We start from the raw sequence: 23,582 nt of genomic DNA on the forward strand, positions 1-23,582 counted from the left end.
ACTGTTCCGTATGGAACAGTGGTAGGAGAGCGTTCTAAGGGCGGTGAAGCCAGACCGGAAGGACTGGTGGAGCGCTTAGAAGTGAGAATGCCGGTATGAGTAGCGAAAGAGGGGTGAGAATCCCTCCACCGAATGCCTAAGGTTTCCTGAGGAAGGCTCGTCCGCTCAGGGTTAGTCGGGACCTAAGCCGAGGCCGAAAGGCGTAGGCGATGGACAACAGGTTGATATTCCTGTACCACCTCCCCACCATTTGAGTGATGGGGGGACGCAGGAGGATAGGGTAAGCGCGGCACTGGATCGCCGCGTCCAAGCAGGTAGGCTGATGAGTAGGCAAATCCGCTCATCATGAAGGCTGTTTGTGATGGCGAGGGAAATAGAGTACCGAAGTTCCTGATTCCACACTGCCAAGAAAAGCCTCTAACGAGGTGGGAGGTGCCCGTACCGCAAACCGACACAGGTAGGCGAGGAGAGAATCCTAAGGTGATCGAGAGAACTCTCGTTAAGGAACTCGGCAAAATGACCCCGTAACTTCGGGAGAAGGGGTGCTCTGGTAGGGTGCAAGCCCGAGAGAGCCGCAGTGAAAAGGCCCAGGCGACTGTTTAGCAAAAACACAGGTCTCTGCGAAGCCGTAAGGCGAAGTATAGGGGCTGACGCCTGCCCGGTGCTGGAAGGTTAAGGGGAGCGCTTAGCGTAAGCGAAGGTGTGAACCGAAGCCCCAGTAAACGGCGGCCGTAACTATAACGGTCCTAAGGTAGCGAAATTCCTTGTCGGGTAAGTTCCGACCCGCACGAAAGGCGCAACGATCTGGGCACTGTCTCAACGAGAGACTCGGTGAAATTATAGTACCTGTGAAGATGCAGGTTACCCGCGACAGGACGGAAAGACCCCGTGGAGCCTTTACTGTAGCCTGATATTGAATGTTGGTACAGCTTGTACAGAATAGGTAGGAGCCTTGGAAGCCGGAGCGCTAGCTTCGGTGGAGGCGTCTTTGGGATACTACCCTGGCTGTATTGACCTTCTAACCCGCACCCGTCATCCGGGTGGGAGACAGTGTCAGGTGGGCAGTTTGACTGGGGCGGTCGCCTCCTAAAAAGTAACGGAGGCGCCCAAAGGTTCCCTCAGAATGGTTGGAAATCATTCGTAGAGTGTAAAGGCACAAGGGAGCGACTGCGAGACCTACAAGTCGAGCAGGGACGAAAGTCGGGCTTAGTGATCCGGTGGTTCCGCATGGAAGGGCCATCGCTCAACGGATAAAAGCTACCCCGGGGATAACAGGCTTATCTCCCCCAAGAGTCCACATCGACGGGGAGGTTTGGCACCTCGATGTCGGCTCATCGCATCCTGGGGCTGTAGTCGGTCCCAAGGGTTGGGCTGTTCGCCCATTAAAGCGGTACGCGAGCTGGGTTCAGAACGTCGTGAGACAGTTCGGTCCCTATCCGTCGTGGGCGCAGGAAATTTGAGAGGAGCTGTCCTTAGTACGAGAGGACCGGGATGGACGCACCGCTGGTGTACCAGTTGTCTTGCCAAAGGCATCGCTGGGTAGCTATGTGCGGAAGGGATAAGTGCTGAAAGCATCTAAGCATGAAGCCCCCCTCAAGATGAGATTTCCCATCTAGCAATAGAGTAAGATCCCTGAAAGATGATCAGGTTGATAGGTTCGAGGTGGACGTGTGGTGACACATGGAGCTGACGAATACTAATCGATCGAGGACTTAACCACACACATGCGATTCTTGTCACCCTTCGTTATTTAGTTTTGAAAGAATGAATTTTCTTTCAAACATAGCCTGGTAATAAGGGCAAAGAGGCCACACCCGTTCCCATGCCGAACACGGAAGTTAAGCTCTTTAGCGCCGATGGTAGTTGGGGGTCTCCCCCTGTGAGAGTAGGACGTTGCCAGGCTAATAATGTTCCGCAGTAGCTCAGTGGTAGAGCATTCGGCTGTTAACCGAACGGTCGTAGGTTCGAATCCTACCTGCGGAGCCACGCTTCCATAGCTCAGTTGGTAGAGCACTTCCATGGTAAGGAAGAGGTCACCGGTTCGAGCCCGGTTGGAAGCTTAAAAACGAGAAAATTTGGCCCGTTGGTCAAGCGGTTAAGACACCGCCCTTTCACGGCGGTAACACGGGTTCGAATCCCGTACGGGTCACCACTTTAAATTGGAGGATTAGCTCAGCTGGGAGAGCACTTGCCTTACAAGCAAGGGGTCGGCGGTTCGATCCCGTCATCCTCCACCATTTAAACCAAGGTTTATAAATGGTATTCCGATTGATAGAGTAAGACCGCAAGGTCTGGTAATATACGCCGGTGTAGCTCAACTGGTAGAGCAACTGACTTGTAATCAGTAGGTTGGGGGTTCAAGTCCTCTTGCCGGCACTCTTAAAATTAAAATGGAGGGGTAGCGAAGTGGCTAAACGCGGCGGACTGTAAATCCGCTCCCTCAGGGTTCGGCGGTTCGAATCCGTCCCCCTCCACCATTTTAAAAAGTTTTTTTGGTTTTTTAATTAAAATTGGACATGATAATTGTAAAGATAATGTCTAAATGTTAAGTAGTAAAGGTATTATGAGATATCTGATTACATAGGTTGTGTCAATGATTTTTTCTTGAAGTAATTCAATGAAGTATAATCCCAAAAAATCATCTTGCGATGTTAAGTAGTAAAGATAAATTTTGATTAGCGAAGATACAATGATTAGCGTAATTATTTAGTTATGTCAATGATTTTTCTTTGAAGTCACTCAATGAAGATAATACATAAAAAATCATTGTGCGAAAGTTATTTAAGTAGTATTATTTTTATATGAGCTATTGATTTGTTATATAGTTATGTCGATGATTTTTCTTGAAGTAATTCAATGAAGTATAATCACAAAAAATCATCTTGCGATGTATATTCACGAAGCTTAATCGAAGAAGAATATTCGTGAGGTTAAATCAATGGGCTATAGCCAAGCGGTAAGGCAACGGATTTTGATTCCGTGATGCGCTGGTTCGAATCCAGCTAGCCCAGCCATTTTCATACAGAAAGCCGATGTTAGTTTGTCGTTCAGACTAGCTTTTTTTTGTTTATAATAAAATGAGATAGTTTTCAAAAGTAATTGAATAAGTATCACCATACTGTGTAAGTAGTAAAGATAAATTTTGATTAGCGAGTAGTGATGATATATTAGGTAGTCAAATTATTTAGGTAATGTCGATGATTTTTCTAGGAGAAATGCATTGAAGCCAATACAATCAAAAAATCATCTTGCGGTGTCGGTTCACGAAGTATAATCAAAGAGGGTTAATCATGAAGTGAAATCAAAGTGCAACTGCAACAGCAAATTCAACATAGGCATTTCCCTCTGCTGTTATAAGGTTCTCGCTTACTGTAACGTCTGCTTTGCTTTTATATAATGGATCGAAGTAAGAGGGAATTCGGATATCTCTAAAGAGGTTGAGTAATATCGATTTCTTAAGACTGAACTCATACCCAAAAAGGTAGCTGCTCCACAAATTGTAGCAATCCATTTATTACGTTGATCAAATTCTTGTATAAGCTTTATTAACTTCCTTTCATTTATTAACTGTTCAGGGTCACCACCGGGTATGATTAAAATATCATAATTACTAATGTTACATTCTTCAATAGATAGATCTACTTTTATTCTGAAGTTACCATAATGTGTTATTTCTGTATTAAGAGCAGTTGTCTGTATTTCCATGTTCGTTTCACTGAAAATATATGACAGCAAGCTAATCTCCCAGTCTACATAGCCATCATACAAAAAGAATAATGCCTTCATTTCATCTATCCCTTCCTAAATATACTGTTAACAGTGTGAGCTTTTAATTTAAATAGCATGTTAGCATCCCTGGTTTTACCTACATCATTACAATTATAGCATTAATTTCTTCTTAATCTCTACTCTATCTATCCTAAAACGTAGTTGGAAACAAACCTTTATTTCAATTATTGATTGTCTTTTGCCATGTTGATAACAAAATGCCTTCTTAATTTGAATATTTTTCTAAAGTTTTCATTTATCGAGTATGTATATTTATTCAACCTAGTGTACAGTTGAGTCACTGGCGGATAAATGTATAGAATAGATATAGAGTCAAAAAGGAGGTACATCATGAATAATAAAAAAATCTCACTAATTGGAGTACCAATGGACCTTGGTCAAATGAGAAGAGGCGTTGACATGGGGCCGAGTGCGATCCGGTATGCTGGTGTCGTAGAGCGCCTAAAAAATTTAGATTATGACATGGAAGATTTAGGAGATATAGAAATAGATAACTCTGAGAGAGAAACAAGTTCTTTGAAGAGAGGGCTTCGTAATTTAGATGCTGTTTGTCAAGCAAGTGAAAAGCTTGCTAACCAAGTAGATCAAGTCATCAGCAATGAAAGGTTTCCACTTGTTTTAGGAGGAGACCATAGTATTGCCATTGGTACATTGGCAGGTGTAGCTAAGCATTATGAAAATTTAGGTGTCATTTGGTATGATGCTCATGGCGATTTAAACACGGCTGATACAACGCCAACAGGAAACATTCATGGGATGCCTTTAGCTGTAAGTTTAGGCATTGGAGAGGAGTCTTTAACCGATATTGGTGGTTTTACTCCAAAAATAAAACCAGAGAATATCGTGATCATCGGTGCTCGTTCATTGGACGATGGAGAAAAAGAATTAATTAAGGAAAAAGGTATAAAGGTTTATACTATGCATGAAATTGATCGAATTGGAATGACGAAAGTGATCGAAGAAACTATTGACTATTTAAAGGATCGAACAGATGGAGTTCACTTATCACTAGATCTTGATGGACTAGATCCTCTTCATGCTCCAGGAGTAGGTACACCTGTGAATGGAGGAATTAGTTATAGGGAAAGCCATTTAGCAATGGAGATGCTAGAGGAATCTAAGATGGTTACTTCTGCAGAGTTTGTGGAAGTTAATCCAATCTTAGATGAGAAAAATAAAACAGCTGGTGTTGCTGTAGCTTTGATGGGTTCTTTATTCGGCGAAAAATTATTGTAAAAGAAAGCAAAGGAAGAAAATGAGCTTATTTTCTTCCTTTGCTTTTTATTTTTCTAAAGCAGTGGGTTCAAGTTACACTTTTATCCACACCAATGAAAAATTCTGATAGAATAGAAGATGCGAAAAAATGAAACCAAATGCAAACATAAAACGTATAGTAGGTAGCCGCTACTGCGGAGGTAACGAAAAATGGAATTGTTAATAAAGAAAAGAATTAAACAAGTGAAAAAAGGCGACCAAGATGCTTTTGCTGAGATCGTAGATTTATACAAAGACAAAGTATACCAGCTTAGCTATAGAATGTTAGGGAATTCACATGAAGCAGAAGATATTGCTCAAGAGGCTTTCATTCGTGCCTACGTCAATATTCACAGTTATGATACGAAACGGAAGTTTTCTACATGGTTGTATCGAATTGCTACAAATCTATCTATTGATCGAATTCGTAAGAAGAAGCCAGATTATTATTTAGATGCAGAAGTGGCAGGGACAGATGGGCTAACAATGTACTCCCAAGTTGCGGCTAATATTTCTCTTCCAGAAGAAGAAGTGGAATCCATGGAACTTCAAGATACGATTCAGAAGGAAATATTGAAACTTCCAGAAAAATATCGGGTAGTCATTGTTTTAAAGTATATTGAAGAGCTGTCGCTTCAAGAAATAAGTGAAATTCTAGACATTCCTATTGGAACCGTTAAAACCCGGATTCATAGAGGGCGAGAAGCACTACGAAAACAGTTAAGGTATTTGTAATGAGGTGATAATGATGAAATGTTCAAAGCAGGTCGTTGAACAAATTCACGAATATTTAGATGGAGACTTAACAGTCGAACAAGAATTAACGCTAAAAGAGCATCTATACAAATGTGAAGAGTGCTTAAAGTATTTACACGAACTTGATAAATCCATTGCACTAGTAAAAAGTACGTCGCATGTAAAAGCACCTGATGATTTTACAAATAAGGTTATGCAAAGATTACCTGACGAAAAAAAAACTATTGGAATGCAGCGATGGATGAAGAATCACCCTTTTTTGATTGCCGCATCCTTGTTTATGTTATTGATGACAGGAAGTGTGCTCTCATCCTATCAAGATGACCAGCAGTTTCAAGTATCCCATTACCCTAACCTAAAAGTTGAGGATGAGTTAGTAATTGTGCCTGAAGGAGAAGTAATAGAGGGTGATATTACCGTCAAAAATGGCAATATTCAAATAGATGGTAAGGTAGAGGGAGATGTAACCGTTATTAACGGAGAACAGTATATGGCGTCTGCAGGACAAGTAACAGGTGAAATTGATGAAATAAATCAAGTTTTTTCATGGATTTGGTTTCATATCAAATCAACAGTTGAACAGTTATTTAACCGCTAAGGGGGATCCTTAGCGGTTTTTCTCTCTAGTGAATTAATTTCATAACTCAAACATAGAAATCTCTTTCTGTTCTTGTTTTCTGTAATGAAATAGATTTAATTTATAGTAATATTCGTATTTAAACTCATAAAAGAGGGATCCGAAGTTTCCAAGTAACCTCGAATTAATTATTGTAACCCTTTTATAATTTTATCGATGTAATAAACATATGATATAATTGTGGAGATTTTAATTAAAGAGGTTGTTCAAAAAGTCCTGCGATGGTCTGGATGGCCTAGCATCATGCGACATGGCTGTACTTAGATGATGGACTTACAAAGGGTTTCAGCTTTTCTATTCAGCGCCCTTTTATCCCTACTTTTTGAACACATACTTAAAGGAATATGAACTAATGGAGGATGGAAAATGGCAAGTGCAATAGAGGCATATCCTTTTCTAGCTTACCTCAGTGATATCGTAGATATACTCCTAGTTTGGTTTGTTATATATAGACTGATCATGGTTATACGTGGAACAAAAGCAGTGCAGCTGTTGAAAGGAATTATTGTCATTGTTCTCGTAAGGATGCTCAGCTATTGGATAGGATTAGACACCTTAAAATGGTTAATGGATGAGGCATTAACTTGGGGATTTTTAGCGGTTATTATTATTTTTCAACCTGAGTTAAGAAGAGCACTGGAACAGTTAGGAAGAGGAAGGCTTTTCGTATCTAGGACAACTCACCTGAGGAAGACAATTATGTACATATGGTCGAATCAATTGCTAAAGCAGTTGAGTATATGGCAAAACGTCGAATTGGTGCATTAATTTCTTTAGAAGACAAGACAGGGTTAAATGATTATATTGAAACAGGAATTAATATCGATGCAAATATTACCTCTGAGTTACTAATAAATATTTTTATTCCCAATACTCCTTTGCATGATGGCGCGGTTATTTTGCAAGATTATAAGGTCGCAGCAGCAGCCTGCTACTTACCTTTATCAGAAAGTCCTTTTATTTCGAAAGAATTAGGGACAAGGCATCGGGCTGCCATTGGTATTAGTGAAGTAACCGATAGTTTAACCATTATTGTATCAGAGGAAACGGGAAGCATATCAGTAGCAAAAAATGGCGACCTTCACCGAGATATTACGATAGACATACTAAAAGAAATGCTAATGGTCAAATACAATCAATCCATGAAGGATGATCAATCGTTTCGCTTTCAATGGAGGGTAAAAAAAGATGGATAAATTCATAAATAATCTTTGGTTTTTACGTATTGTTGCCCTGTTACTTTCCTTGATGCTCTATATGTCGATAACGATTGAATCGGAAACTGGTGAAAATGGGAGTTCTTTTTTTGGGTCGTCTTCTGAAGATACGGTAACGATCTCAGATGTCGAGATTGAAGTACGCTACGATCAAGAGAATACAGTGTATGATGGAATACCTCAAACAGTAGAGGTCACGTTAAGTGGTCCTAAAAACATTTTAACTCCAGCTAAACAGAAGAAGGATTTCAAGCTATTTGTTGACATTCAAGAACTACCAGCTCTAGAAACTCATAGGGTGAAAATTCAACATGAAGGTATTTCTGATAAGCTACAAGTGAAAATTGAGCCCGAATATGTGGACGTTTTCATTGATGAGAAGGTAGAAAAAAGCTTTACTGTTAGTGCGGAAACGTTTAACGAAAAAGAGCTTGGTCAAGGATATTCTGCAACTGATTTAACAATCGAACCAAATGAAGTAGAAATCACCGGAGCAAAAACGTTGATAGACAGCATTGGTCGAGTGAAGGCCATCGTCAATTTAGCAACTATCAATAATTCACGAAGCTTTGAACAAGTAAGCGAAGTAAAAGTGTATGATAAAGAAGGTAGAAATATAACGGAGTTAATAGTAGAGCCATCTACAGTGACAGTAAAAGGAACAATTAATATACCTAGTAAAACTGTTCCGGTTACATTAAAAAAAGAGGGTAGTTTACCAGAAGGTTTAAGTATTACTAAAAGCACAGTTAAACCTAATGAAATTAAGATTTACGGACCACAAGATAAGTTAGACGAGATAGAGTCTGTCGAAGCGCTGTTAGACTTATCGAGTATTGAAGATGATGGAAGGAAAACCATTTCAGTTACGGTCCCTGAAGGGATAGAAAGAGTTTCTTCAGAAACGGTAGAAGTTGATGTAACGCTTGAAAAAGAAGAAACGAAAGTCATTGAAGATGTTACAATTACAACTGAAATAAAAGAAACGTTTGACATACAATTTATAGATCCAGAAGAAGACCAACTAGATGTAACCATTACAGGTGTGTCTAATGTTGTGAACCAAATGAATAAGGATGATATAACGTTAGTTCTGGACTTGTCTGATTTAAATGAAGGAGAGCATGATGTAGAAGTCCAAGTCGATATAAAAGATGATATTAAATGGACGTTAGCCCAAGAAAAAGTCAAAGTAAAGATCACGAGTAAGGAAGCTTCAGAAGCATATCAAGAAACTGAGGTTTCTCAACGATAAATGTACTTTGTTTGGTAAAAGGAGAGATTGATGATGGGAAAATATTTTGGAACAGATGGTGTGCGAGGAATCGCTAATAGCGAGCTCTCACCAGAGCTAGCTTTTAAAATCGGACGTTATGGGGGATATGTTTTAACAAAACATCAAGAACGCCCTAAAGTATTAATAGGAAGAGATACTCGTATATCCGGTCACATGCTAGAAGGTGCACTTGTAGCAGGCTTACTATCAATCGGTGCAGAGGTTATGAGATTAGGTGTCATTTCCACGCCAGGAGTCGCATATTTAACGAAAGCTTTAGATGCAGAAGCAGGAGTGATGATCTCAGCCTCTCATAATCCTGTTCAAGATAATGGAATTAAGTTCTTTGGGCCAGATGGGTTTAAGCTATCAGATGCACAAGAAGCTGAAATTGAAGAGCTAATGGACAAGGAAATAGACGAACTCCCAAGACCTATAGGTGGAGACTTAGGGCAAGTGAATGATTACTTTGAAGGTGGACAAAAATACTTACAATTCCTTAAACAAACCGCCGATGTTGATTTTACTGGCTTACACATTGCTCTTGACTGTGCGCATGGCGCAACGTCAACGTTGGCTAATCATCTATTCGCTGATTTAGATGCAGATGTCACTTCAATGGGGACATCTCCAAATGGTCTAAATATAAATGATGGAGTTGGTTCCACTCACCCTGAGCAGTTAGCCGATCTTGTGAAAGAAAAAGAGGCTGATATTGGCTTAGCTTTTGATGGAGATGGTGATCGTTTAATTGCCATTGATGAAAAGGGTCAAATCGTCGATGGTGATCAAATTATGTATATTTGTGCAAAGTTTTTAAAAGAAGAAGGACGTCTCAAAGATAACACAGTGGTATCAACAGTTATGAGCAACTTAGGATTTTATAAAGCACTTGAAAGGGAAGGAATTGAAAGTGTGCAAACCGCTGTAGGAGATCGGTATGTGGTAGAAGCCATGAAAAAAGGGAAGTACTCACTTGGTGGTGAGCAATCTGGTCATATTATCTTTTTAGACTATATTACAACCGGCGATGGTTTATTATCTGCTCTTCAACTAGTAAACATTCTTAAAATCACGGGTAAAACTTTATCTGAACTTGCTTCAGAAATGGTTAAATACCCACAAACACTCGTCAATATTCGAGTGAAGGATAAGTACCATGTTACGGACAATGATAAAGTGAAAGCGATCATTGAAGAAGTAGAACAAGAGATGAATGGGGAAGGAAGAATTTTAGTTCGTCCATCAGGAACAGAGTCATTAGTACGAGTAATGGCAGAGGCACCTACAAAAGAAAAATGTACAGAGTATGTTGATCGAATTTCAAAAGTAGTTAACGATGAAATGGGGATCAAAGAATAAAACGAAGGAAAAATGATGATGGCGATCGAATGAAGACTCGGTCGTCTTTTACTTAAGTTAGCCTATTTTATGAAACAATCTGTTCATTACAACATATAATAGTAGGAGAATTCACTTATAATTTTTCTATTGACGAAAATAGGAACTATATAGTATGATTTCTGTTGTATCTTATTCTAATGGAAAAAGGAGGATAGTTAGTTAAATGATTTTAAAGCGCCTGAGCTAAGGGTCAATCTTTAGCTGACGAGGAGGAGGTTTATCGAATTTGTTCGGCGGATGCCTCCCGGTTGATTGATTACAATCGTTAGGCAAACCTTTTAAAACAAAAAGGTGACTTTTTGTCCAAAAGAGGTTTGAATAATCAAACAATCATAAATATAACTTGATGAGGGGACAGTATAAGTCCCCGTGTTGACTATACTGTCCCTCTTTCATTCTGAGAGGAGAAAACAACAAATGTGTGGAATTGTCGGATATATAGGTGAACTAGATGCAAAAGAAATATTATTAAAAGGGCTCGAAAAACTTGAATATAGAGGGTATGATTCAGCAGGAATCGCAGTTGCAAACGAAGATGGAGTGCACGTCTATAAAGAAAAAGGCCGTATTGCCAACCTTCGTGAGGCAGTAAATGCTGATACGAAAGCAAAGACCGGGATTGGGCATACACGTTGGGCTACACATGGGGTACCAAGTAAAAAAAATGCGCATCCTCACCAAAGTACGACTGAAAGATTCACTCTTGTTCATAATGGTGTGATTGAGAATTATGAGCAATTGATCAGAGAACATCTTCAAGGTGTAGAATTAAAAAGTGATACTGATACTGAAGTGATTGTCCAAATCGTAGAATCATTTGTTAACAATGGCTATACGGTTCAAGATGCTTTCAGACAAACGTTAAAACTGTTAAAAGGTTCTTACGCAATAGCTTTACTAGATAACGAAACACCAGAAACCATTTTTGTTGCGAAAAACAAAAGTCCCTTACTTGTAGGTCTTGGAGAAGGATTTAATGTGGTAGCCTCGGACGCAATGGCTATGTTACAAGTTACGGACCAATTTGTTGAGTTAATGGACAAAGAGATGGTTGTGGTAAACCGTCATCAAGTAACGATTATGGATTTAGATGGAATCATTGTTGAGCGTGCTCCTTATACGGCTGAGTTGGATGCTAGTGACATTGAAAAAGGGACTTATCCTCATTTCATGTTAAAAGAAATTGATGAGCAGCCTGTCGTTTTACGTAGAATTATTCAAGAGTATCAAAATGACCAAGGCGATTTAATCATTGATTCAAACATCGCAGATGCTGTTGGAACAGCGGATCGCATTTATATCGTTGCATGTGGAACGAGCTATCATGCAGGACTTGTTGGAAAACATTTTATTGAGAAGTGGGCTCAAGTACCAGTTGAAGTGCATGTAGCGAGTGAATTTTCATACAACATGCCGTTGTTATCTAAAAATCCATTGTTCATCTTTATTTCTCAAAGTGGAGAAACAGCTGACAGTCGTGCTGTCCTAGTACAAGTTAAAAGGCTAGGGCATAGAGCATTAACAATCACGAATGTTCCTGGCTCTACTTTATCTCGTGAAGCAGACTATACGTTGTTACTTCATGCAGGCCCTGAAATTGCCGTTGCATCAACTAAAGCCTATACAGCTCAAATTGCGGTATTAGCTATTTTAGCATCCGTCACAGCTGAGCAAAATGGTGCTATGGCATCAACCAACCTCATCAAGGAACTTGGAATTGTCGCAAATGCGATGGAAGAACTTTGCGACAAAAAAGAAGAATTTGAACAAATAGCAAAAGAATATTTATCTACGACTCGTAATTGTTTCTTTATCGGCCGTACCATTGATTATTATGTTGGCCTAGAAGGGGCATTAAAATTAAAAGAAATTTCTTATATACAGGCAGAAGGATTTGCAGGTGGGGAGTTAAAACATGGGACCATCGCATTAATTGAAAATGGTACACCTGTTATTGCCTTAGCAACTCAAGAGCATGTGAATTTAAGTATTCGCGGAAATGTGAAGGAAGTCGCTGCACGTGGAGCTAATCCATGTATCATCTCAAGTGCGGGCTTAAACCATGAAGGTGATCGTTTTGTCTTACCAGCGGTTGATTCGGACTTAACACCACTTGTATCGGTCATTCCTTTACAGTTAATTTCTTATTATGCAGCACTTCACCGTGGCTGTGATGTTGACAAACCAAGAAACTTAGCTAAATCGGTAACGGTTGAGTAAGAGTTACTCTTGTTGGATGACTTTTTGTAGGTTTTAAAAAAGTCGCAATGTTTATAAAAAAGATGCCAAGCTTTTCCCCTTTGGATATGATTATCTAAAGGGGTGTTTTTGTGTCGAAAAGAAAAAGGACATCTAAAATTGATAAGTGGATTAAAGAGGGACGAGGAACTAGCAGTGGATAGAGTATTAGCCTTTGATAATAGGTCGGTCAACGAGATTAAAATGAGTTCAATTGCTCGCTCAGTTACAAGTAGAAAAACGTGGATTGAACATTAACATAGCCATTCACTTTATTGAATTTGTTCCCTTGAATTACACTTTAAATAACTCATCAAAAAATGAACCCTCTAGTTCTCCACGCTAGAGGGCCGTATCAATTCCAGAAGTTTTACAAAATATTAATTATCCACTAATAGTATATTTTCATATTTAAAATAGGCACCTCATTCTTCAAAAAATCCGCACACGTCCAATCCATTTTCAAACCCTTACATAAGATAAAAGTAAATTAAAAAAAGAGGTGAAAAGTATTGGTGATTTTATTTTCTTCTAATCCCATTCTTGTCAGTCAAAAGTTTTCACCTTTAAGAAGCCTTCAGATCCTCGTCAAAAAAAGAGTCTGATTGCTTCTTTTTCATTATTCGACTTATGCTTAACGGCTCGTTTTACTAAAAAGCGAAAAAGTCGTCTTCCTTAAATAATAAGCAACCGTTGCTTCTGAAACAATGGGATTCGATTTCGTTCTTAGAAATCGAACAGGACTCTCATTAATCTTAGTTGAAAAAGTAAGAGACAACATTTGAAGCATTCCCATGGCGATACAACTACACATGACAAATCCCTCGATTGCTTTCAAAGCGGACAAGATGAGTTCTTTCTCTTTTTGATCCTCCATTTCTTCTAATGGATGAATCATTCCTTTTTTTGCATAGCGTCTCAGTTTAGGCATGGCTTTTGACCAAAATTGATACCCAAATCCATTCATCACTTGTTTCAGCTCTCGAAACGTACATTCAATTTTGAACCTAAAACTGTACAATTCAATGATGTTAACGGGATCTAAATCGAGCTTCGTTGTAACAAGAATGGCTGTTTTTTCTCCATACATGACAAGGACGAATCGCAGTTCTTGATAAAGCTTTTGCCCCCATAATAAATTAAGGCAAAGGTAACGAACGGTCTCTTCTTTTCCATATAAACGGACGGTTGCTTCTACGAATTCACTCTTCCTTGATGTAAAGAGGTCTTGAAGTTTGATGGTCTCTCCTTTTTTACGAGGACGACCTTTCCCTTTATATTCACCGGGCTTTGTATAAGCCCTACAAGACTTCTTGGCTTTAGTCAAAAGGTGAAGCATCGTTTCTGATTTCTCTAACAGTTCTGCCCGTTTCATAAGAGCAAAAATGGATAAATAGTAGCCATCAAGCAGTACGAGCGATTCTCCCATACATTTAGCTGCTTGAAACGCATCGTTTATGCTTCAATTGTCAGAGTAACCGAAAGAATTCCGTTTATTAAAAATTTCGACTAACGCTGAAGGTATGATATTGATTCAATCTACTGTATTTTGTTTGAGTGAGTAGATTGAAATGTTGGATAGGTATAGGGCGGTAATATTCATTTATTTTTGAGGAGTAAGGTGATATAAATAAAAACAACCCAGTCAAAAGAAGGTGCAACTTTGGCGTATGATGTCTACGGATCGCTCATTTACATAACCTGAGCAATCTGCCATCGCTCATTTAAGCCCATCGTACGAGATGCCAAAATATTTGCCACTGAATTCACTGTTTACTATTACGATCGGGGATAGTGGTAACACACTTCCTTATACTATAGAACGTGAAGTTGAAGATATTGAGGCCATAATTGATGTGGCAGGCGGCAAGGCGTATTTGTATGGCCATTCTTCCGGTGCTGTGATCGCACTTGAGTCAGCACTTCGACTTGGCAACAAAGTGCAAAAAGTAATTATGTAGGATGCGCCATATGTTCGTGATGACAAAGAAAAATCCGAATACAAACAATTAAGTAAAAAAATAAAATAGATGCAATTGATAAGGGGGAACTATGGTTTATTTACATGCTTTTTCATTTCCGGATGAGGACAGAGAATTTGACTTTTTATTAAAAATAAAAAGAACGTGCTATGATTCGTTTTATCCATTTAAAATTTTATCAAGAAAAGGCTTTGGAAATATTGTTTTTGATCCATTGACAATTTTGTATGGCGGAAATGGTTCAGGAAAATCTACTGCCCTGAATGTGATAGCTGAGAAAACAAGAATCAAACGAGATTCTATCTATAATAAATCTAATTTCTACCCTGATTACATCAATTTGTGTGAGGTGCAGATTAAAGAGGACATTCCTGAAAATAGTAGAATTATTACTAGTGATGATGTCTTTGACTATATGTTGAATATTAGGAATCTCAATGAGGGAATTGACCAAAAACGAGAACAACTTTTTGAAGAATATTTAGAGGCTAAACATTCCCACTTTCAAATGAAATCTATGGAAGATTACGAGCAGTTAAAAAAAGTTAACACAGCTAGAAGTAAAACACAGTCCCGTTTTGTGAGGAATGAATTGATGGACAATGTGAGGGAATATTCGAATGGGGAAAGTGCATTTAGATATTTCACTGAAAAAATTAGCGATAATGGACTTTATATTTTGGATGAGCCGGAAAATAGTCTTTCTCCAAAACGTCAAATAGAATTGGTGCAATTTATTGAAGACTCAGCTCGATTTTTTGGCTGTCAGTTTATCATATCAACACATTCTCCATTTCTTTTATCCATGAGGGAGGCGAAAATTTACAATCTTGATGAAAATCCTGTTAAGGTGAGACGGTGGACGGAACTAGAAAATGTTCGTACATACTATGAATTTTTCAAAAGTCATGAAAACGAGTTTTGAGGTTTTATAATGAAGATCCTCACAGGGTACAAAAGGGTGAAACAGTTTTCATAAGGCCAAAATTCAATTCTTTGTTTCTTAGAAAAATAATCCTCATATAAGGTTTTGAGTACACTTTACAAACTAGAGATTGGAAGGGAATTGTATATGGAACCTAAAATTAAAATTTTTAAGGAAACCAAGTTGATAGGGAAAAAATAAGGATGTCTGTTGCCAATGACAAAACAGTGGAACTTTGGCGGGATTTTTCACCTAGAAGAAAAGAAATAAAAAATAGCGTCAATTCTGATTTATATTCTGTAGAACTTTATCCTGACACTTCGTTTTTTCAGAATTTTAACCTAATTGCCGAGAAGTCGCCCACTTCTAAATGAAGAGAAAGTGGGTGATGAATCGGTTCTTTTTTTGTATAATATTGTTATAGAATGTCAAGGTAGGTGAAATTCGTGACAAAGCTAAACAAGGCGTATAAATTCCGTATCTATCCTACACGTGAACAAGCTTCTCTTATTCGCAGAACCTTTGGTTGTGTGCGTTTTGTGTACAACAAAATGTTAGATGACCGTAAGAAAACCTATGAGAAATATAAGGATGATAAGGAAACCTTGAAAATGCAAAAGTTCCCGACACCTGCCCAGTACAAAAAAGAATTCGAATGGTTGAAGGAAGTTGATTCACTCGCTTTAGCGAATGCACAAATCAATCTTCAAAAAGCGTATCAAAACTTCTTTGCTAAAAAGGCTGACTTTCCTACTTTCAAAAGTCGTAAATCGAGACAATCCTATTCAACAAACGTTGTAAATGGAAATATTGAACTTATAGATGGATTGATCAAACTACCAAAACTGAAATGGATAAAAATCAAACAGCATCGCCCAATACCTGATGGACATAAGATAAAAGCGTGTACGATCTCCATGACCAAAACAGGGAAGTTTTTTGTGTCCATCTTGACTGAATATGAAAAGAAAATTGTAGAACAACCAAATTTCATTTATTGATTGGTCTAGACTTTGTGATGAATGGCTTATTTGTCGATAGTGAAACAGGTAAGAAAGCCAATTACCCTCGTTTTTATCGTCAAATGGTAGAGAAGCTAGCCAAAGAAAGCCGCATATTAGCTAGACGAACAAAAGGCTCTTCTCGTTGGCATCAACAGCGCTTAAAAGTAGCGAAAATTCATGAGAAAATCGCCAATCAAAGAAAAGACTTTCTTCATAAACAGTCTTATAGACTCGCAAACCAATACGATTGCGTCATTATTGAAGACCTCGATATGAAAGGGATGTCTCAAGCATTGAAGTTTGGTAAAAGTGTAGCTGATAATGCCTGGGGGAGGTTCACATCCTATTTAGAGTACAAGTTAAAAGAACAAGGAAAGAAACTAATCAAGATTGATAAATGGTTTCCTTCTTCAAAAACGTGCTCAAATTGCGGTCAAATTAAGGAAGAATTGACGCTTTCTGACCGAGTTTTCGATTGTCATTGTGGATTCTCGTCCGATCGAGATTGGAATGCCTCTATCAATATCAAAAACGAGGGTATTCGAAAGCTTACATAAAGGAAACAAGAACTCTTGGTTCACGAGGGATCGCCTAGTCCATTAGAGACCATTAGGTTTCTGTACCTAGGAAGCATCCACCTCTAAGCGCTAGCGTAGGTGGTATGTAGTTCACTCCAATGAAAGAATTTATAAAGTGGGCAGCAGTCGAGGTAAGAGACTTTGATACAATACCCGATAGTATGGAGAAATTGATTATTCCAACCGGTCAATATGCAGTTTTTCACTATCGAGGAAAACCTAGTGAAGCTGAAGGAACGATTCGCTTTATTTATGAATCTTGGCTCCCTAATTCTGAGTATAAATTGGATCATAGACCTTATTTTGCTTTAATGGGGGAAAAGTATAAAGGTGAAGCCATTGATTCTGAAGAGGAATTTTGGATACCTATTCAGAAAAAGTAAAACGGAGAACTGAACAAGAAGTTATTCATTTGGTATTTAAGGAGCATCATCTAAATAGAAACTCTTCTTGCAGGCAAACATGTTGTAGTTGAAAAACCGATGGTTCTTACAGCTGAAGAAGAGATGGAGCTTGCTAAATTAGCAGAAGATAATAACCTTATTTTGAGTGTGTACCATAACCGACGTTGGGACAATGATTTTTTGACGGTTCAAAAGTTAATTGTAGACGGTGCGCTAGGGGATATTTCAGTGTTTGAATCACAATTTAATCGTTTCCGTCCGGAAGTGAAAGACCGTTGGAAAGAGAAAGGGCAACTAGGAGGGGGGAACCCTTTATGATTTAGGGTCACACTTAATTGACCAGGCATTGGTGCTGTTTGGCATGCCAGATTCAGTGATGGCGGATGTACAATCGCAGCGTGAAAAAGCTGAAGGTGTTGATTATTTTCATGTTGTTTTATTTTCTATATCTAGCTTTAGCTTGCGGAAGCACCTGCGTAGCAGGAGGTGTGGTATAAAACCACCTACTTTTAGTAGCATTTCTTTTAGTCGGCTTTAGCCGATAAAACTCGTAGGCGGTTCAGTCCGCCTACGAGAAACCTCCGTACTTTAGTGCGGAGTCGTTTAGTTTATGGACGATTACGAGTGATTTTACATTCTGGTTCCATTGTTCCTTATAGTGGACCACGATATCAAGTACATGGGAGTAAGAAAAGTTTTATAAAATATGGACTGGATGGTCAAGAAAATAAGCTGCGTGCGGGGATAAGTCCATTGAAAAGAGGTTTTGGAGCAGATGAACCCCATCAATATGGAAAGTTGTCGACCGAAACATCTTCTGAAGAGGTAGTAACAGATCATGGGGCGTATATGAATTACTATTACCAATTGAGAGAGGCAATTTTCACAGGTGGAAAAGTACCTGTATCTGCATATGAAGGTGTAAGTGTAATTCAAATTATTGAAGCAGCACTCATGAGTGCGAGGGAGAAAAAAGTTGTTGAGATTAAAGAATAAACGGTTCTCTAAATGGTAGATAGGTATGCCTCTTCGCCGATAGTTGTTTTCTATGCAAAATGGGGGAGAGTTAAAACAACATTTCAATAATATGCACTACTACATTCAATATAGAGCTATTATAAAAGGAAGGATCTTTTTAGACATTAACTTGCGTATTTTTTATGAAATAATTAAAAGGTAGAATCATATTCAGGTACAAACATATTCCTGCAAATGAACCTTAAGCATGGTACGCTATTCCTCTCAACTCTACCAATAATCTTCATATATTCTAAGTAGATAAAACCTCAATAGAATAAAATGATTCAACCAACAAAGTATTTCTTGAATGAATGACGGCTGTAAATGGGGCATATCGTGAGTAAAAAAGGAGGAAATGAAATGAGGGACAACACTAAACGACTCCGCACTAAAGTACGGAGGTTTCTCGTAGGCGGACTGAACCGCCTACGAGTTTTATCGGCTAAAGCCGACTAAAAGAAATGCTACTAAAAGTAGGTGGTTTTATACCACACCTCCTGCTACGCAGGTGCTTCCGCAAGCTAAAGCTAGATATAGAAAATAAAGTTGTCTATCGAGAAATCCAAAGGCTACGACAAACTTGGGTGTAGGTGTTAGTTTTATTGTTTGCTGCTTTCATGTGGTATTGGTTTATTCAGCAAATTATTTTAGGAGTGTCTTTAGGAAATAACCCTGCCCCAAATGTTGTAACCATGGTGTTGTGGCTGTTTTTTGGAATTGCATTTCCTGTGTTTATGTTTCGCGTATTAAAGCTAGTAACGGAAGTTCGTGAAGAAGGGATCTATATACGTTTTTTTTCCTTTTCCATATAAGCCATACCTCTTTAAAGATATACGGTATCATGAAAGTATTTCTTTCAACCCTCTAAAACGATTTGGAGGTTGGGGATTACGAATGAATGTTAAGGGTGAAAAAGCTTATATTATAAGTGGCAATAAAGGGATCCTTTTAGAGGTTGTTCAAAAAGTCCTGAAAAAATGTCGGTTGAATAACTTTGTTGGTTTGCTTTTCCGACACTCCGACGCCAGGATTGGCTAGCACGGGTGTTGTCCCTAGGATGGGGACGTTCTTAGCCCGTAAACCATACTGTACGTACACTGCGAGTGCTCAAAGCTACACCGCCTTGTTCTTCAGCGCCCTTTTTCCCCTGCTTTTTGAACACGCACTTTTAAAGTTAAAATATGAAACAGTCGTCATTGGCACTCAACAACCGGTTGAATTAAAGAAAGTAGTAGATTCAGCACTAAAAAATAGTCTCCAACAACGGTTGTAATGGATGTTGAGGAGACGTGTAAACCATTTGTACCGATGTTTTTACAACCTTCAATTGATTAACCTTTAACTGAGCAATAGCTAGCTGGTGCTTTTGGTCTTCTTACTAGCTCACCCGTACAGTTTGGGCATGTATTTGACAGTTCATGAGTACATGTTTCGCAAAACGTACATTCATGAACACAAATATATGCTTCTTCCATTATCTCCTGTTCGCACTTCTCGCACATCGTTTTCATTTTTAACCCCATTGAACATACCTCCCTATTAAAGTTACTATCATTATAATAAAGATAGGTTCAATAACACATGCTTTTTTTAAGGGCTTCAAATTAGTAACCTTCATAAATAAAGGTAAAATCGTTAATGTGTTTTATTTATTAAGGAGAGTTTCAAATGCTTCAAGTTTGATTCTTTTATAATCAATCAAAATGTTATTCTTAATTTATAAAGAATTGAAGGGGAAGAGAGATGGATACAATTAACCGCAAGATTATAGATATCTTACAACTAGATGGGAGGATATCTATGACTGAATTAGGAAAAAAAGTTTCATTATCAGTTCCAGCTGTAACGGAAAGGGTGAAGAAGTTAGAAGACCAAGGAATTATTACAGGGTATAGGGCAAGTATTGATCCTGACAAGATACAAAAGTCAGTTAAAGCGTTTATTCTGATTAAAACCCATCGATGTAAAGCATTCAGAGAATTTTGTAGACAGAATGACCTCGTAATAGAATGTCATAGATTAACTGGAGAATATAGTTACCTGGTTAAAATCATAACAGAAACATTCGATTCATTAGAAGAATTTATTGATTCCTGTATGGAATTTGGTGAATCTTATACCATGATGAATCTTTCTTCGCCCATTATAAATAAGATCGTTTAATCAATTTTTTAGAAAATACTACTTAATTATTCGAAAAATAAGGAAACCTAAAACTAGAAAATAAAATACGATGCAATAATGAAGTTTCAAAGGCTTCTTCTTTGTGATTATAGAATTGAATTAGTTAAATCAATTAGGAGGAGTACGAATGATTACTAACGTTGGTCAAATAATGTTGTATGTTAATGATCAGGACGAGGCTGTGACATTTTGGACTGAAAAAGTAGGATTTAGTGTGATCTCTGAGAATGATGATGGTCAAGGTTTAAGGTGGATTGAAATTGCTCCAGTAAATCATGTTGAAACAAGTATGATACTCCACAACAAGCAGGTTATCTTCAAATTAGAACCAGAAATAAATCTTGGTAAACCTTCTCAAATGTTTTTTTAAAAAAATCTCGATGAATTATATAACAAGCTATCTAATAAACATGTTAAAGTTGGAGAAATTGTAAATATGCCATCTGGTAGAATATTTAACTTTGCAGATCATGAAGGAAATTACTTTACGGTTATGGAAAAGGCTTAGTGATTGCCGGTAAAGAAATAATAGATTTTAGTTCGGTAGTATCGTAACAAACGATGTTTTAAATTTGAAGGAAAGGAGAAGGAGAGATGAAGGTAGCTGCACTTTATGATATCCATGGAAATCTGCCAGCACTAAACGCAGTGCTAGAAGAGCTCAAAGAGGTACAGCCGGATCTAATATTAATTGGAGGAGATATTGTTTCTGGACCGATGCCTGTTGAAACGCTAGAGCGTATATTTCAGCTTGATGAAAAGGTTCGTTACATTCGTGGAAATGGAGATCGAGAGGTAGTTATGGCTTACGATGGTCAATCCCTTCAACATATGTCTGAAAAAGGACGTGAAAACCAAGAGTGGGTCGCTGAACAAATCACACCCCTCCAACGAGATTTTCTTGCTCAATTACCAGAACAGGAGCCATTTCATATTGAAGGATTTGGTGAGATTTTATTTTGTCATGCCACGCCAAATAGCGATGAGGAAATCTTTACACCGAACACTACAATGAAACGTCTTTCTACCATCTTTCAGAATGTTAGTCAGAAGTATGTTGTATGTGGACACACTCATATACAATTTGAACACGAAGTAGATGGATTAAGTATTCTTAACGCTGGTAGTGTAGGGATGCCTTTTGCTGATCAACCAGGTGCTTATTGGCTTTTACTTACTCCAGATGGATATGAATTTAGACGGACGACATACAGTAAAGAGGAAGCTGCTAAAGTGATAAGTACGAGTAAAGATCCTCAAGCTCAGGAATTTATAGAGACATACGTAGTAAAAGGAGTGCCAGAAGCGAAAGGAATGGAAATACTAGAGGGGTTGGCTAATAAACAGTATTTGTAATGTGGATTCTAAGGTCAATGCCAAACTACTAACCTTAGAGAAGGATGTTGAACCTATACAAGAGGGTGTCATGACAATTATAAAAACGATCATTGAGAAATAATTAAAGACATTGACCAATTTAAGATCAACCATAAAGAATTTTTAGAAAGAGTCATGTTAAGTATGTTGCTATTTTTGCTAGGCACTCATCAATGATATCCACTATTATTTCATTCTCCGGATTAAACTTCTTTAACACTTTTAAATTTCGGACTCTCCAATCCAATGATTTAATTTGGTCAGTCAAAATCACACCTGTTATAGGAAAGCCTTCTTCAAAGGGGATCCCACCATTGGGTAAGTTGACTTCAAAGGGATACCCCTTCTTTTGATTGGTAATAGGACACACGACTATGAAACCTGTTGCTTCATTAAATTCTTTAGGCGATAAAACAATAGCATTTCTTCTCCCGGCTTGTTCATGACCCGCTTGTGGGTTGAAGTTTAATACAATCAAATCGCCTCTCTCAGGTACAATTTCAGACATTAAATTAATTCACGCCCCTCGCGATTAAAATCAATTTCTTTGTGTCTATTTTCAGGAGTGATTTGTGATAAGAGTTCATCCAATTTGTATGATTTTCGTTTCTTTTTTGGTTTTAATGTGAGTGTGTTTTCACTTCCAATCACACGTAATTCCATTTCCGAACCTTGATCAATTCCTATTCTATCAGCAGCTTCTTTTGGAATACGAATCCCTAAACTGTTTCCCCATTTTTGAGCAATGACAGTAGACATGAAATCATCCTCTTCATAGTTTTTCTTGGAAATCATTATATCACCACCAAATTCATTTGTATATACATAGTATATACATTATGATAAGGGTTGATACGTCTAATTATATTTTTAGTAAGTGCACTGTTGACGAAATGATATATACTTGGGATTCATTTTAGAAATTCAGATGAAATCAATGAAATGAAACAACCTTAAATGGAGGGATTTTCGAGTTGTCAAGCTACGAAAAAGAAGAAATACTAACAGGTGGAAATGTCTCAAACGTATATCGTTCGGGAGATACTGTCAGGCGAGAATTAAAACCTAACAGTTTTAAAATACATAAGCTCTTAACTCATTTAGAAAACAAAGGGTATAGTTATGCTCCCACGTTTTTAGGAATTGATGAAAAAGGAAGAGAAATTTTATCATTTATTGTACAAAAAATTCATTATGTAAGGGACCCCGAGACTCCTGCGGAAAAACGGGCTAGTCTCGGGCCCCGCAATGTGAGGCACGAACGAGGAGGCTTGACAGGTCGTCCGCGGAAAGCGAGGGGAATCCTTTACCATTACATAAAAAACAACTAGTATGGGGAAATATCGGAGAACTTTTGACTCTCCAGTTACTATTATAAATTAGGAATAACCAATACAATAATTTCCTTAGTTGGTCAGATCAATTTATATTGAATGTCTTTAATTGGATACGGTACAACTCTAGCGTTCTGTTAAAAATTTGTTTGCTTATGTATAATAAAAAGTAATTATTTTATAGGAGGAGTTCGACATGCAAA

18 protein-coding genes, 7 tRNA genes, 2 rRNA genes and 5 pseudogenes (1 of these 32 running past the window's edge) are annotated in these 23,582 nt (G+C 38.1%); 27 read left to right on the forward strand and 5 right to left on the reverse strand.

Features of this window, described 5'->3' with window-relative positions:
- From LC087_RS14705 to LC087_RS14745, 9 genes are all read left to right on the forward strand, one after another.
- Positions 1-1,720: ribosomal RNA gene (locus LC087_RS14705) — 23S ribosomal RNA — on the forward strand; it begins 1,208 nt to the left of the window's first position.
- A gap of 66 nt (positions 1,721-1,786) precedes the next feature.
- Positions 1,787-1,902, forward strand: a 5S ribosomal RNA gene (gene rrf, locus LC087_RS14710).
- A 9-nt stretch (positions 1,903-1,911) separates the two neighbouring features.
- Positions 1,912-1,986: transfer RNA gene (locus tag LC087_RS14715), tRNA-Asn, on the forward strand.
- Between the two features lies 1 nt (position 1,987).
- Positions 1,988-2,060 (forward strand) — tRNA-Thr (locus tag LC087_RS14720).
- 17 nt (positions 2,061-2,077) lie between these two features.
- Positions 2,078-2,152, forward strand: a tRNA-Glu gene (locus tag LC087_RS14725).
- 9 nt (positions 2,153-2,161) lie between these two features.
- Positions 2,162-2,237, forward strand: a tRNA-Val gene (locus LC087_RS14730).
- 66 nt (positions 2,238-2,303) lie between these two features.
- Positions 2,304-2,376, forward strand: a tRNA-Thr gene (locus tag LC087_RS14735).
- A gap of 16 nt (positions 2,377-2,392) precedes the next feature.
- Positions 2,393-2,477: transfer RNA gene (locus tag LC087_RS14740), tRNA-Tyr, on the forward strand.
- Positions 2,478-2,939: 462 nt separating this feature from the next.
- A tRNA-Gln gene (locus LC087_RS14745) sits at positions 2,940-3,014 on the forward strand.
- Positions 3,015-3,366: 352 nt separating this feature from the next.
- Here LC087_RS14745 and LC087_RS14750 read toward each other — a convergent pair.
- Positions 3,367-3,786: a DJ-1/PfpI family protein gene (locus LC087_RS14750; protein WP_306019674.1), complete on the reverse strand. Its 420-nt coding sequence runs from the start codon at positions 3,784-3,786 to the stop codon at positions 3,367-3,369.
- 333 nt (positions 3,787-4,119) lie between these two features.
- On the opposite strand from LC087_RS14750, the gene rocF reads away from it, so the two are divergent.
- The 7 genes and pseudogenes from rocF (at position 4,120) to glmS (ending at position 12,553) form a co-directional block, all read left to right on the forward strand.
- Positions 4,120-5,025 carry an arginase gene (gene rocF / locus LC087_RS14755; protein WP_226543255.1) on the forward strand — a complete coding sequence of 302 codons (906 nt, stop codon included), beginning with the start codon at positions 4,120-4,122 and terminating at the stop codon, positions 5,023-5,025.
- A gap of 189 nt (positions 5,026-5,214) precedes the next feature.
- Positions 5,215-5,778: an RNA polymerase sigma factor SigW gene (gene sigW, locus LC087_RS14760; RefSeq protein WP_226543257.1), complete on the forward strand. Its 564-nt coding sequence runs from the start codon at positions 5,215-5,217 to the stop codon at positions 5,776-5,778.
- 13 nt (positions 5,779-5,791) lie between these two features.
- Complete coding sequence (locus tag LC087_RS14765) at positions 5,792-6,397, forward strand: anti-sigma factor family protein (RefSeq protein WP_226543265.1); 606 nt, start codon at positions 5,792-5,794, stop codon at positions 6,395-6,397.
- A 405-nt stretch (positions 6,398-6,802) separates the two neighbouring features.
- A pseudogene (gene cdaA, locus LC087_RS14770) lies at positions 6,803-7,632 on the forward strand (diadenylate cyclase CdaA).
- Positions 7,625-8,908 (forward strand): CdaR family protein, encoded by a 1,284-nt coding sequence (locus tag LC087_RS14775; RefSeq protein ID WP_226543261.1) that lies wholly within the window; start codon positions 7,625-7,627, stop codon positions 8,906-8,908. Before cdaA ends, LC087_RS14775 begins: the two are co-directional and overlap by 8 nt.
- A gap of 33 nt (positions 8,909-8,941) precedes the next feature.
- A complete protein-coding gene (gene glmM / locus LC087_RS14780; protein WP_226543263.1) occupies positions 8,942-10,291 on the forward strand; it encodes a phosphoglucosamine mutase in 1,350 nt (449 codons plus the stop codon).
- 459 nt (positions 10,292-10,750) lie between these two features.
- Complete coding sequence (glmS, locus tag LC087_RS14785; RefSeq protein ID WP_226543264.1) at positions 10,751-12,553, forward strand: glutamine--fructose-6-phosphate transaminase (isomerizing); 1,803 nt, start codon at positions 10,751-10,753, stop codon at positions 12,551-12,553.
- A gap of 652 nt (positions 12,554-13,205) precedes the next feature.
- On the opposite strand, the gene LC087_RS14790 is transcribed toward glmS, so the two are convergent.
- On the reverse strand, positions 13,206-14,000 hold the full coding sequence (locus LC087_RS14790) for a transposase (protein ID WP_306019675.1): 795 nt from the start codon (positions 13,998-14,000) through the stop codon (positions 13,206-13,208).
- 623 nt (positions 14,001-14,623) lie between these two features.
- Between LC087_RS14790 and LC087_RS14795 the strand changes: the two genes are divergently transcribed.
- The 7 genes and pseudogenes from LC087_RS14795 (at position 14,624) to LC087_RS14825 (ending at position 19,757) form a co-directional block, all read left to right on the forward strand.
- Entirely contained in the window at positions 14,624-15,478 is an 855-nt protein-coding gene (locus tag LC087_RS14795; RefSeq protein WP_226543467.1) for an AAA family ATPase, read from the forward strand.
- A gap of 446 nt (positions 15,479-15,924) precedes the next feature.
- Positions 15,925-17,039: pseudogene (locus LC087_RS14800) on the forward strand (RNA-guided endonuclease TnpB family protein).
- A gap of 119 nt (positions 17,040-17,158) precedes the next feature.
- Positions 17,159-17,443 (forward strand): GyrI-like domain-containing protein, encoded by a 285-nt coding sequence (locus LC087_RS14805; RefSeq protein ID WP_226543113.1) that lies wholly within the window; start codon positions 17,159-17,161, stop codon positions 17,441-17,443.
- A gap of 63 nt (positions 17,444-17,506) precedes the next feature.
- A pseudogene (locus LC087_RS14810) lies at positions 17,507-17,903 on the forward strand (Gfo/Idh/MocA family protein); the annotation flags it as partial.
- A gap of 185 nt (positions 17,904-18,088) precedes the next feature.
- Positions 18,089-18,460, forward strand: a complete 372-nt coding sequence (locus tag LC087_RS14815; protein WP_226543116.1) for a Gfo/Idh/MocA family oxidoreductase — start codon at positions 18,089-18,091, stop codon at positions 18,458-18,460.
- Between the two features lie 626 nt (positions 18,461-19,086).
- The gene (locus tag LC087_RS14820) at positions 19,087-19,296 is read left to right on the forward strand and encodes a DUF6141 family protein (protein ID WP_264190027.1); all 210 of its coding nucleotides are present in this window, start codon (positions 19,087-19,089) and stop codon (positions 19,294-19,296) included.
- Between the two features lie 245 nt (positions 19,297-19,541).
- Positions 19,542-19,757: a hypothetical protein gene (locus tag LC087_RS14825; RefSeq protein ID WP_226543120.1), complete on the forward strand. Its 216-nt coding sequence runs from the start codon at positions 19,542-19,544 to the stop codon at positions 19,755-19,757.
- Between the two features lie 58 nt (positions 19,758-19,815).
- On the opposite strand, the gene LC087_RS14830 is transcribed toward LC087_RS14825, so the two are convergent.
- Positions 19,816-20,007, reverse strand: coding sequence for a DUF1272 domain-containing protein (locus LC087_RS14830; RefSeq protein ID WP_226543122.1), 192 nt, complete (start codon positions 20,005-20,007; stop codon positions 19,816-19,818).
- A 220-nt stretch (positions 20,008-20,227) separates the two neighbouring features.
- On the opposite strand from LC087_RS14830, the gene LC087_RS14835 reads away from it, so the two are divergent.
- From LC087_RS14835 to LC087_RS14845, 3 genes and pseudogenes are all read left to right on the forward strand, one after another.
- On the forward strand, positions 20,228-20,647 hold the full coding sequence (locus tag LC087_RS14835; protein WP_226543124.1) for an Lrp/AsnC family transcriptional regulator: 420 nt from the start codon (positions 20,228-20,230) through the stop codon (positions 20,645-20,647).
- Between the two features lie 148 nt (positions 20,648-20,795).
- Positions 20,796-21,176 (forward strand): annotated as a pseudogene (locus LC087_RS14840) (VOC family protein).
- Between the two features lie 86 nt (positions 21,177-21,262).
- Complete coding sequence (locus LC087_RS14845; protein ID WP_226543126.1) at positions 21,263-22,024, forward strand: metallophosphoesterase family protein; 762 nt, start codon at positions 21,263-21,265, stop codon at positions 22,022-22,024.
- Between the two features lie 154 nt (positions 22,025-22,178).
- Here the strand turns inward: LC087_RS14845 and LC087_RS14850 are convergent, their stop codons facing one another.
- Positions 22,179-22,553, reverse strand: coding sequence for a type II toxin-antitoxin system PemK/MazF family toxin (locus LC087_RS14850; RefSeq protein ID WP_226543128.1), 375 nt, complete (start codon positions 22,551-22,553; stop codon positions 22,179-22,181).
- Positions 22,553-22,840 carry an AbrB/MazE/SpoVT family DNA-binding domain-containing protein gene (locus LC087_RS14855; RefSeq protein WP_226543130.1) on the reverse strand — a complete coding sequence of 96 codons (288 nt, stop codon included), beginning with the start codon at positions 22,838-22,840 and terminating at the stop codon, positions 22,553-22,555. The genes LC087_RS14850 and LC087_RS14855 overlap by 1 nt, the downstream gene beginning before the upstream one ends.
- 179 nt (positions 22,841-23,019) lie before the next feature.
- On the opposite strand from LC087_RS14855, the pseudogene LC087_RS14860 reads away from it, so the two are divergent.
- Positions 23,020-23,223 (forward strand): annotated as a pseudogene (locus LC087_RS14860) (aminoglycoside phosphotransferase); the annotation flags it as partial.
- Between the last annotated feature and the right edge of the window lie 359 nt (positions 23,224-23,582).

This window comes from Bacillus carboniphilus (assembly GCF_020524035.2).
Taxonomy (GTDB): domain Bacteria; phylum Bacillota; class Bacilli; order Bacillales; family JAIVKR01; genus Bacillus_CC.